Origin of the sequence: Pseudoflavonifractor capillosus (assembly GCF_016902575.1) — a bacterium.
Classification (GTDB): Bacteria; Bacillota; Clostridia; order Oscillospirales; family Oscillospiraceae; genus Enterenecus; species Enterenecus capillosus_A.
Map to the genome: position 1 here is coordinate 20,091 of NZ_JACSNZ010000021.1, position 10,991 is coordinate 31,081.

At 53.2% G+C, this 10,991-nt stretch carries 11 protein-coding genes and 1 pseudogene; 2 read left to right on the plus strand and 10 right to left on the minus strand.

Annotated features, from left to right (window positions below; genetic code table 11):
* Positions 1 to 118 precede the first annotated feature (118 nt).
* The 5 genes from H9X86_RS07800 to H9X86_RS07820 all read right to left on the minus strand — a co-directional run bounded on the left by H9X86_RS07800 (position 119) and on the right by H9X86_RS07820 (position 5,105).
* Positions 119 to 742, minus strand: coding sequence for a hypothetical protein (locus tag H9X86_RS07800; protein WP_204900977.1), 624 nt, complete (start codon positions 740 to 742; stop codon positions 119 to 121).
* 20 nt (positions 743 to 762) lie between these two features.
* Positions 763 to 1,857, minus strand: coding sequence for a helix-turn-helix transcriptional regulator (locus tag H9X86_RS07805; RefSeq protein WP_204900978.1), 1,095 nt, complete (start codon positions 1,855 to 1,857; stop codon positions 763 to 765).
* A 186-nt stretch (positions 1,858 to 2,043) separates the two neighbouring features.
* A complete protein-coding gene (locus H9X86_RS07810) occupies positions 2,044 to 3,627 on the minus strand; it encodes a tyrosine-type recombinase/integrase (RefSeq protein ID WP_204900979.1) in 1,584 nt (527 codons plus the stop codon).
* A 4-nt stretch (positions 3,628 to 3,631) separates the two neighbouring features.
* Positions 3,632 to 4,789: a tyrosine-type recombinase/integrase gene (locus H9X86_RS07815; RefSeq protein ID WP_204900980.1), complete on the minus strand. Its 1,158-nt coding sequence runs from the start codon at positions 4,787 to 4,789 to the stop codon at positions 3,632 to 3,634.
* Between the two features lie 4 nt (positions 4,790 to 4,793).
* A complete protein-coding gene (locus H9X86_RS07820) occupies positions 4,794 to 5,105 on the minus strand; it encodes a hypothetical protein (RefSeq protein WP_204900981.1) in 312 nt (103 codons plus the stop codon).
* Between the two features lie 202 nt (positions 5,106 to 5,307).
* On the opposite strand from H9X86_RS07820, the gene H9X86_RS07825 reads away from it, so the two are divergent.
* Entirely contained in the window at positions 5,308 to 5,973 is a 666-nt protein-coding gene (locus tag H9X86_RS07825; RefSeq protein ID WP_204900982.1) for a metallophosphoesterase, read from the plus strand.
* Positions 5,974 to 6,023: 50 nt separating this feature from the next.
* Here H9X86_RS07825 and H9X86_RS12500 read toward each other — a convergent pair whose 3' ends face one another.
* The 5 genes and pseudogenes from H9X86_RS12500 to H9X86_RS07845 all read right to left on the minus strand — a co-directional run bounded on the left by H9X86_RS12500 (position 6,024) and on the right by H9X86_RS07845 (position 9,417).
* Positions 6,024 to 6,794, minus strand: coding sequence for a tetratricopeptide repeat protein (locus tag H9X86_RS12500; protein WP_346011448.1), 771 nt, complete (start codon positions 6,792 to 6,794; stop codon positions 6,024 to 6,026).
* A 27-nt stretch (positions 6,795 to 6,821) separates the two neighbouring features.
* Positions 6,822 to 7,925 (minus strand): annotated as a pseudogene (gene mobP3 / locus H9X86_RS12505) (MobP3 family relaxase); the annotation flags it as partial.
* Positions 7,926 to 7,978: 53 nt separating this feature from the next.
* The gene (locus tag H9X86_RS07835) at positions 7,979 to 8,398 is read right to left on the minus strand and encodes a hypothetical protein (protein WP_204900983.1); all 420 of its coding nucleotides are present in this window, start codon (positions 8,396 to 8,398) and stop codon (positions 7,979 to 7,981) included.
* Between the two features lie 405 nt (positions 8,399 to 8,803).
* Entirely contained in the window at positions 8,804 to 9,211 is a 408-nt protein-coding gene (locus H9X86_RS07840; RefSeq protein WP_204900984.1) for a helix-turn-helix domain-containing protein, read from the minus strand.
* Positions 9,208 to 9,417: a helix-turn-helix domain-containing protein gene (locus H9X86_RS07845; RefSeq protein ID WP_204900985.1), complete on the minus strand. Its 210-nt coding sequence runs from the start codon at positions 9,415 to 9,417 to the stop codon at positions 9,208 to 9,210. The genes H9X86_RS07840 and H9X86_RS07845 overlap by 4 nt, the downstream gene beginning before the upstream one ends.
* 471 nt (positions 9,418 to 9,888) lie before the next feature.
* On the opposite strand from H9X86_RS07845, the gene H9X86_RS07850 reads away from it, so the two are divergent.
* Positions 9,889 to 10,854: a DUF6076 domain-containing protein gene (locus tag H9X86_RS07850; protein WP_204900986.1), complete on the plus strand. Its 966-nt coding sequence runs from the start codon at positions 9,889 to 9,891 to the stop codon at positions 10,852 to 10,854.
* The last annotated feature ends 137 nt before the right edge of the window (positions 10,855 to 10,991 follow it).

Sequence of the window (10,991 nt, forward strand, 5' to 3'; positions counted from 1 at the left end):
CCCGTTTATGGTCCATAATCCCACAAAAAAGCCGTGAACGGATAACCTCCATTCACGGCTTTTTTCATTCGGTTGTTCTAAATATTGGGTAAGTTTTTCCTCATAGAAGGTGTTCAATTCATAGCTGGACGAGTTTCTTAATAAACGGAGCATAATGTTCCACACTAAAGCCACCTCTAGCCGAGGGATGACGGAACCCATAAACGGTTAATGGTTTGTGCAAGGCTACATCACCATTGGGACGTTCCCCCGGTTGATAGACAAACTGCCTGATATAATTCTGTTTACCATGTAGCTTTGGCACATTATGTTTTATGCCCCCAGACTCAAAGGATGCCCCGTCCGGTAGGTTATCGTAGACCAGTCGGCTGAAACAGAAAATGAGATCTATGCCGTGTTCATTGACAAACTCAAACAGTTCCTTGTTATACTGACCTCGGTTCTCTCCTATCAACTTCCTGGCCTTACTGTCTCCAACCCCACAGTTAGATTCGGTGACATAGTTTCCAAACCACACCTGATTCCAAAATTTCTCTCTGTCGTCAGGAACAAACCCAAAACATGCTGCAATCTTATCGAAAAATTTGTAGCACTTGTCGCTGGGATTATTGAAATAGTTCTTTACCACCCGCTCTGTGGTGTACTCCGGATCATCGCCCTCCCCGTGGTGATGGGATTCACCCAAAATTAAGATTTTTTGATTTTGCCACAGATTTGCTCCTTCAAACACTCCCTTATGCATAACAGCATCTCCTTTCGTCGTCATTGTGGAATGTCATCCGCTTTTCTTTGGTCGTTGCAAGGCATCTCATAATTTCCCATCGCCGTCATAATATCACATTTGATCTGTGTTGCCAAGGACTCCGGCGACAACACTCTGGCATGGAGCGCATATTGCAACGCCCAACGTCGCATAGCCTTCAGATTGACCCGCACCCGAACGCCGACCTCCTCCTCTGTCTCGTCAAAGAAGGTGACTCCACCACCGAACCAATCAATGATATCGTTGATCAAGTATTTTTTCGCTCGAAAGGTCACCATATCGCTTTCTCCGGTAAACATATAGACGTGCTCAGCCATGTGTTGGGGTAAATCCAGTCCGTTTTCCGTTCCTTGAACCTGACTCAATGGCTTAATGGGAGCGGAAAGCAGTTTAATATCTGTAATACGATCTAAGCGATAGTTGGCAAGATTGTCATACTTATCATAATTGCATATAAGATAATATCGGCCGTGGAGGGCCGCCATTTGATAAGGGTTGACCACGTACTCCCGCACTTTTCCGCCCTCGTCCAAGCGGGGATGGAGTTTTTTGTCTGTTCCATAGCTATTATAGGTAAAGGCGACCTGACGCTTTCTGCTGATGGCCTCATCCAAAACCTCAATGGTATAAAACAGCTGCTGGCTATGCAGCGACAAATCCGGCATGGTGCGGATATGTTTGACGCGGGAGCGGAAATATCGATTGGACAGCCCCTCCAGCTTCCCCACCAGTTCCTTGCACTGGCGATAAGGCAAATGCTTAGAGAACAACAAACTGTCAATGAGTAGCCGCAACTCACTGTCCGAGAAATCCCGCACTAAGTAAAAATCCGATAAGATGTAACTGTCCTCCATCTCTCCTGTGGAGGGGTTGAGCACACTGCGTACCGATTCGCTGTATTCGATGTCGTAACCGAAGTCGATGAGATTCATCAAATTGCGTTTCACCGCTTTCCGATCCACCTTCATGTTGTACCCTGATTCGAGAATCTCCATGATTTCCTTTTGACTCAGTCTGTGGTCCTGATCTGTGTACTTCTTCAAAATATCTAAAATATTGATAATCAACATCTTTTTGGGTTGCACCGTATACATTCTTCTCACCTCATCACTACTATACCTTCATTGACTGTATTCTACAAGTTTCTATGGGATAAAAAAGGTACATTCAGTTTATACGAGGCGAGTCCATGTAGTCCATACCAACAAATGCATTTTTACCAGTCATGGATCAAATCGGGAAGACCATGCTTTGAATGTTGCACAGCCTCCCCGTTTTTTTCATGCCTGTTTTCGAAGCTCCGACCTAACCTCATCATAGTACCGCTGCACCGTGGGGCGGCTCATATGTAGTTCCCTGGCAATTTGAGACTTGTTGGTCACGCCTGGGTTCTCCCGCAGATAGTCCGCAATGGCCTTTTTCTTGGGGTTCACACCGTCCGGGTATTCCACACTTGCCCCAGAGCGGAGAGCTGTAATCTCCCTGTTCATATCCCGGATTAGCTCTGCCAGCTTCTCCTCGCACTCTTCCTGGGTGGGGGCGTAAACATTCCGAGGGCGTTTCTTGCCGTCCGGCCACACCGGGGAGTATCTCCCCTCCCAGAGGTGATCGTTGATTTGACTGACACTTCCAGTCCCTGGCCTGCGCCGAGTGGGCTGGACAGGGGTGAACACTTCCCTCTTTGGCTCTTCATGCTCCTCCTCTGGGAGCGGCTGCACCTCTGCCTTAGCAATCCCCTGGTCGATGCTCAGCGCCGCCTTGCGCCGCATTTCATCGGTGATGTGGGTGTAGGTGTTTAGTGTGGTCTCCGAGGAGACATGGCCGATGATTGTGGACAGGGTCTTCACATCCATTCCATTCTCCAGGGACAGGGTAGCGAAGGTATGACGTAAATCATGAAATCTCACTTTCTTGCATCCTGCTCGCTCCAAGATTACTTGTAGGCACTTTCGGACATAGCCAGGGTCAATGGGCTGATCCGGCTTGGTGCGAGACGGAAACATCAGGTCAGAGAAGACACCTTTTTTATATTCGGCCAGCAGTTCCACCATGGCAGGCGGCAAGATAATAGTCCGGTTGGCTGCTTTGGTCTTTGGCTCGCTGATGACCAGCTTTCCACCCACGGGACAGACCTGCTTGTCAATGCGCAGTTTTCCGGTGGTGAAGTCCAGGTCATCCCATCGGAGGGCCAGCAGCTCTCCCCTGCGCATTCCTGTCGTCAATTCCAGCAGGAACAGCTCGTACATTCCCTCTGCCCTGGCCTGGATGAGGAAGCGCTGAATCTCCTCTTGGGAGAGAATCTTCATCTCCTTGCCCTTCAGGGGCGGAAGCTTACAGCCCACCGCCGGGTTAGCGTGGATCAGCTTCTCATCCACTGCCTTCTCCAGGGCCATCTGGCATACCGCGTGGCAGTTGCGCACTGTTCGATCTGCCACACCGGCACCGTGCTGTTCCACATTGGCCTTACGTCCACTCTCCTTCATCCGCCGGAAGAACTGCTGGAGGTCCGCCTGGGTCAGCTGGTTGAGGGGGATGTTCCCCACCCCCGGAATCAAGTGGTGGATGATGCAGTATTCATACCCCTGCTGGGTGGTCGGGCGAAGTTTCGGCTTTGCGTGGTTCTGATACCAGTAATCCAGCCAATCCCGGAAGAGCATGTCCGATTGCACCTGAACGGGCCGAACCACGCCACACTGGCTTTTCAGCTCCTTGAGCTTATCCACGCACTCCTTCTTGGTCTTGGCCAGCACGTTTTTTGTCTTGGGGTTGCCCTCCTCGTCGTAGCCCACCACCACCCGGCCCTCCCAGCGGCCATCTTTTCTCAGGCGGACGGTGCCCTCCCCTTTCTTTCGTTTCCCAGCCATACGCTCACCTCACCATCATGGCTTCCATGAAGCCACCTACAATCTCGCTGGCTCGCCTCTGCATATCCCCTGTCACATGGGTGTAGGTGTCCAGGGTGAAGGAAGCCTGGGTATGCCCCAGGATACCCGAGAGAGTTTTGGCATCCACGCCGCTGGCCAGGGCGTGGGTGGCGAAGGTGTGCCGCAAATCGTGGAAGCGAATGTCAGGCAGGCCAGCCTTTTGCAACAGCATCTTTAGGCGGCTGTATGCAGCGTTGGGACTGGTGGGTTGCTCGGGGCTGAGTGGATTTGGGAATATCCACTGGGAGTAGGATGTTTTCTTGCGCTGGGCTAGAAGCTGGACCGTGCTGGGCGGCAGGGTGATGGTTCGCTTTCCCGTTCCCGTTTTGGGTTCTCCTGCAATCATCCCTCCTCCCTTCTGCCTGTGTATTGTCCGGCGAACAGAGAGGGTTCCGTGCTTCTCATCGAAGTCACTCCACATCAGGCCACAAAGTTCACCTCGCCGCAAGCCGGTGGTTAGCTCCGTGTAGAAGAAGTCGTGCCAAATAGAATCCTCTCGAATTACCTCCATGAATTTCTCCAACTGGGCGTCATTGAGAATCTGCTTGGGTGCCGTTTTCTTCTTCGGTAAGGTGATGCCTTCGGTGGGGTTCCTGGGGATGAGGTTTTCCCGCACCGCCGCATCCATAGCCTCATGGAAGACCCCGTGGATGCGTCGGATGGTGCCGCCGGACAGTCTGTGCCCATGCTCCGGGTGGTGTTCCTGCCGTCCGTTTCTCTGCAGTTCCCGGTATAGCTTCCGGACATCGTCGGCGGTGATCTTCCCCACCGGCTTATTCCCCAGATAGGGTTTGATGTTGCGGTTGATGTAACCCCGGTAGCCCTCCAGCGTGGAGGGACGCACCGATGGTGCGGCGTACTCCTCCAGCCAGCGGTTCAACCACTGGCTCAGGGGCATTTTGCTTTCCTCATTGAGGTCCACCCCCTGATATTCCTCCATACTCTGATGGAGCTTTTTCAGTAGCTCTTTCTGGGTCTTAGCCGACACATAGCGGAAGATAGGGCTGCCGTTGTTCTTATGGCCGATGACGATGCGGCCTTCCCAGCGGCCATCCTTCCGTCTGCGAACCATGCCGTCCCCAGATGGTCTGCGCTTTCCCATGTTTTCATCCCTCCCTTCTCATTTCCATACCACGGCAGATGCGCTCTGTCTCCTCTTGTTCAAAAGGATACAGGCCATCCGCCTCCAGTTCCTTTGCAATGCCCCAGGCCAGTTTGAATCCTGCGGTGAAGCTGGCCTGGGAAATCTCTTCTCGCAATAGGGTTTGAGCATCTACCAGGTCCATGAGCCTGCGTCGCTGCGCTTTGTCCAGGCAGTCCCGCACTTCCTGACGAGCAGTTTCAATCTCGTCCTCCAGCTCCGTGACATCCGGCTTCTGGAAGAACCGCTGGTGTAGGGCCTTCATGTAGTCGTTCATAGGATGTCGCCTCCTTATCAGCGACACACAATACCACAGAGCAAGGCCAATAGCTATCCCAATCCCAATGAGTTATCAGATTGTTATCATTTGCCCGGGCTTTTTTGTTTTATGTGGCGCAACTCCTGCGCACCATCTTGTATCTGTCTAGTCCCTATGGTAAGATGCGATTATTCTATTCCCACCGAAGGGGGCGAGACGTATGATTTACTGTATGTCAGATCTTCACGGAGAGCTGGATTTCTTTCAGGAGATGTTGGAGCAGATTCATTTCTCCGATTCAGATCATTTATATATTCTTGGCGATGTGATCGACCGGGGCACCGGCGGCGTAGACATCCTGGAGCAAATCATGGATGCTCCCAATATAACCATGCTCCTGGGCAACCATGAGCAGATGTGTCTAAGCACCTTGGGCCCATGCAATGAAGTCGGCGCCCGGGATCTGTGGCGGTACAACGGTGGAGCAACCACCTACCGGGAACTGCTCTACCACCACACTCCTCAGCAGCGAAACCGCATCCTGCGTTTTCTCTCTGGCCTGCCAGACCATCTGGATCTCACTGTGGACGGTCAGAAGTTCCATCTGGTCCATGGCTGCCCCGGTGAGGACCACGAAACTCGCATCTGGGGCCGGGTGGAGCCGGACAGCACAAGCCCCTACCCGGACACCGTCTGCATCGTCGGCCACACGCCCACAGTATTCCTCACTGACAAAATAGATGAGGATTATTCCATTTGGCATGGGAATAGGATCATCGACATTGATTGCGGGTGTGGCCACTTGAACGTCATGAATCGCCGTCTGGCTTGCCTACGTTTGGACGACATGACTGAGTTCTATGTGGGCGGATTAAATGTAGCTTGAGTATGATTGGGCCTCCCTCAACTGCGGGAGGCCCTTGACTATGTCCACTCTTACCATCCGCCCATGCTCATGCCCCAGCTCTGCTGCTCCTCCTCATGATCGTCCGGCTTATGGCCCAGGGCGATCTTCTTTGCCCGGAGCTTCTGCAGCCGTTTCCGGTCGATGTGTGGCCCGCCGGATGTTGAAGCAGCTGGAGTGTTGTCCCGGAAGATGTTGCCCATGTGGTGTAGGAGTCGGGTGGTGGAGAGCATCAGCTGGGGTGAGGCTATCCACCCCTGATCCATGCGCTCCACAAAGAACTCAGCATAGACATGCCCCCGTTCTGCTGCAGCCTGGAACCATTGATAGGCAGTGTTCTCATCCTGCTCTACCCCATCCCCCATGAGATACAGCTTACCCAGGAGGTACTGCGCCCAAGGGTTGTCTCTCTGGGCCGCCTGACGGAAATAGTCTGCCGCCTTTTCTGCGTTCTGGAACACATATCTGCCGCTGAGATACTCTTTACCCAGGGCATAGGAGGCGTAGTCGTTGCCGTTTTGAGCAGATGCTTTCAACCATCGAATGCCCCGGTCTGAATCATGTACCAGGGGATCATCAGAGAGAAGCAGTTTTCCCAGGGCGTATTGAGCTGCTGGCACATTCTGTGTTGCCGCTCCTTCCATCCAGTACTGGGCTTTCTCCGTGTCCGGAATCACCAGGCCACCGTCCCGGTACAGCAGCCCCATCAGATATTGGGCGTAGGCATCACCTGCTTGGGCCAGCTGTTTCATTTGCACCGCTGCATCCACACGCTCTTCCCGGGACAGGTCCTCATTTTCCATGATGGAGCGAAGCTCATAGCAGTCCCAGGGGAGTTCCTGATCTGCTACCCAACCACCTCTGTCCTCCATACCACGATCCTCAAAGGAGATTTCGTTGAACCGGATGCGCTCGGCCTCCTTGATGACGGCGTTTTTGATAGCTCGGAACTCCTTCTGTTGAGACAGTAGCGGGCGCTGTTGTTCCTGTCCGGAATAGAATCGATTTACCTGACACTGGAGTTCCCACCACGTCTGATAGCACCGGTTGACCACAGGCAGGCGCTCCGTTTGATTGACAATCTCATCCACCAGCTTTTTCAGAGGCTTGGACAGATAGCCGTAGGACTTCTTGCCCTTCACGCCTCCCAACTGCTGGGCCAGTTCTCCCATGAGCTGCTCCATGTCTGGATGTTCGCAAATCCCCTGCGCCATTTGACGAGACATCTCCAGCATCACCTTCCGAGCCTCCTGTACCAGTTCATCTCTGCTGGCAGACTTCTGCTCGTAGAGGTGGTACATCTCCTGCTTGAAGATTTGATTGGTGAGGGTAGATTTGATCTACTTGATCCCGTCCTTGGACAGATACGCCTGTCCGGGTTTCGCAGACCAGGCCATCATATGCACGTGAGGGTGTTCCCCCTCGTCGTGGAAGGCAGCGTACCACCGGAAGTCCTGGGGAGAAATCTTCATGGCTGCAGCGATCTCGTTGCGGTGAGTACGCAGGAGAGACCGCCACGCCTGGGCGTTGTCGTAGCCCAGGCGTGTTGCGTCCTCCCGACGCAGAGAGATGATGTGTGTCCACACGTTTCCGGGGTAGTGTTCCAGTTCCGCCATGGCCCTGTCCAGATCCACACCATCTTCATCCCCGAACAGTCCGTGATCTCCCAGACGCTGGGCACGAGGACGAGTGGCGATGTATTTGGCGTAGCCCTCGGAGGAGCTGACCTTGGACCAGTTCTCCTCCAGAGCCAGGGTGATGAGAGCTGAGGCGTTTGCCTTGGTGGGATGCTGGGTATAGTCCTCGTACTCCAGCAGCTCTTTCACACCTGGAAAGTCTTTGGACAGTTTTGAGATCAGTTGCTCCTGCTTGCGAGTAGGTGGACGGTCATCCGGCAGGATCTCCACCCGTTCTCGTGTAGCGATGTACTTCATGTAGCCAGTTGCACTCTGGCTACCGTTGCACTTGATGTATGGGCTTTTGACAATCAGTCTTGCCACTCGTCATCACTCCTGTTGGCGTCACGCATCTTCTCCTCCAGTCGCAGCCGACCATTGGTGCGCTTCACATTGGCGACGCTGTTGGAGCGCTGTCGCTCCAGGTATTCTTCACCCAGCTGAACGCAGTCCACCAGAGTACTCAACCCCATGTCCAGCTCCACCGCTTGCTTGAAGAGCAGACAGGAGATGCGGTTCTCCAGTTGATCCAGTCTGCCGTCCAGATAGGATTGAACCGAGGTGGGGAGAAACAGTCCGGCGTTGTTGGCGCTGAGATAGTCCAGGTAAAAGTCGATGGCATTTTCGATAAAGGCGGTGATGCTTCGGCTGCCATCCTCTGGATACCGCCGTTCCAGAAGTGCTTTTTTCTCTGGTGTGAGATAGAGAGGAAATTTTTCTTTTTTGCTCATATTTCATCCTTTCGGGGTATTGACCCCAGTATTTTTGTTGTGGGAGTAAGGGTTTCGGGATAACGACCGCAGAATTTCCGTATTTCTCCGGGTTTGACCCCATGGAGCAAACCCCGGAAACCGTTGACACTGCCCGCACTGCGGGCAGTTGTGGCTGGCCAGGTGACACCAGGCCTTTATCCTGCCTTTCGTCGTCGCAAGCTCCATATCCCTCATTTCCGCCCCAAAGGGCGAAAACTCGCTCATTCCACTGCTCCTCCTCTCCCCACCGAACCCGCTTGCGCTGGGCTTCGGCGGGGGCCCCGTTTTGTCCTCCGCAGAGTCCTCGAAAGCAGCCCAATTCCCCTTCCAATCCCCCAGGTGGGGCAGGGCCTTCCCCTGCCCCGCAATCGGCCACACAGGCCCTCACAGTGGCGTACACAGTGCTTCCTGCGCCTGGAGCTTCTGCACCCGAATCCGCTCCGTTTCCTGTCCCAGTTCCACCAGCTTCTGCTGGTAGTGCTGATCAATCACATCCAGTGGTGGCAGTACCGTGTACAACAAATTTCCGTTTCGGGTCACACCCTTCCTGGTTGTGACCTTGGTGGGTTCCGTGGTGATCATGCCACGCTCCACCAACATCTGCACATACTTACTCACCGTGTTCTCACTCATACACACGGCACTTCCGATGTTCTTATAGCTGGGCCAGCACTGGTGTGTTTTCTGGTCTTCGCATCGGCGGAGATAGCTGTACACCGACAGCTCACCTGAGCACAGCCCCAAGACAAAGATGTCATTGGGCAGAGAGAAAAAGTTTCCCTGGTACTTCATCTTCCACCTCCCGTGTGCTCCGTCACCCACTGGATGAACTGTTCCTTGGGTACCACCATGCGATTTCCAATGCGCAGGATCGGGAAGTCTGGTTCGTGCATGAGCTCGTAAGCACTGGATGGTGAGACACCTAATGTTTTTGCCACCGTCTCAGAGTTCAAAAACAGCGGCAGTTCTTCATAATTTTGATAGATAGATTTTTTCACTGATACCTCCGTTTCCATTCACATTCAGAGAACAGATTCTTCTTGCGTTTCGGAGGTCTCTCTGATAAACTACACACAGATTGGGCTGTGTTCTCCGTAACGCAGCGGGCCGTTGAACTGTTGCAGCAGTTCAGCGGTCTTTTTTTCACTTACCTTTTGGCCATACACCATACCCGTTCCTGCCCTGCTTAACCTACACGGCGTTTACTTCCCCTTGGTACGCTCTACTGCTTTTCCTGTAACAGTGTCACGGCGGTACTTCCCCGGTGAGTATCATCTCTGGTGATGGGTGTTCCGTTTTCAAGGTGCGGCAGAGAGAATTTTTCATTGACAGATCATCTCTCTAGTGTTAGACTTATCTTAATTTATTTTAGACAGTCTATCACTTGACCATGGTAACACAACCTCCACGCCCGCGTCAAGTCTATCGAGTTATCTTTTTACTATTAGTCTAATCCGAGGTGACCAACCATGTGGTATAGCAAAATGTATTTCTCCGAGAAGCGGGAGTTCTTTCAGTATGATGCCTCCGGCACTCAGGGCGCACCAGCCTCCTGCCGGGAGTTTCCCTTCTTGGAAAGCCTGCTCACCTTTCTGGAGATGGATTGCCAGGAACTCTCCCCTCCCCTGGAGCGAATCAGCCACAACTGGTACCGCCTGATTGCAGAGGATGACCGGCAGGCCGGGACTGAGGCCATGGTGGAACTGGCCCAGTTGGGACAGCGACACATTTACCTGGAGCTCGTGTATGTGCGTTGGTATGACCGTTTTTCCCGCATGGGCATCTATGGGGATCGTGGTAGTGTGGAGGATCAGCAGATGCTGGACGAGCTGCAGTGCCTTCCCCAGCAGCTCCCTCTGTACCAGAAGCAGATCCAACGGTTCTTTGACTTAGTTTTGGACGTGGACAGCGCTGGACGCAACCCTCAGCTTCAAGCATCTCAGAACTATCTATACGATGCTCCCAAAGATCCTGAGCTGTTTCCCTTCCGCCCCATCCCTCTCAGCTTTGAGCCGGTGGAGCCTGGACGCTGTTCCCCCGTCCTGTACTCCTCCAGCATCTCAGACATGATCGACTACTCCCTGCGCAGCTGCGTGGAGAGAGGTATTACAGTTCGGCGTTGCAAGAACTGTGGCCGCTACTTCCCCCAGACTGGTCGGGTCAGCGCAGAGTACTGCGAGCGCCCTGTGGCGGAAGGACAGCAAACCTGCCGGGAGGCCGGGGCGTTCCAGCAGTGGACGAAGAAACAATCCGATGACCCAATCTTTAAGGCTTACCGGAAAGAATACAAGAAGCGCTTTGCCTGGATCAAGGCTGGACGCATCTCGGACACCGACTTCTACGCCTGGAGCGAACAGGCCAGAGAAATGAAAAAGAAATGCGACAGCAACGCCATCACTCTGGATGAGTTTGTGGCGTGGCTGAAGCAGTCCTGACACAAAAACAGAGATCTTCCAGTTTCAGCAATGATATGCTCCCTCTATGAGAGACAGTGAAATAAAACACTGTCAAACATAGGGGGAGCATTGCTATGCCACAGAAACAAAAGGTCAGTATAGAGACAAAGGTCACA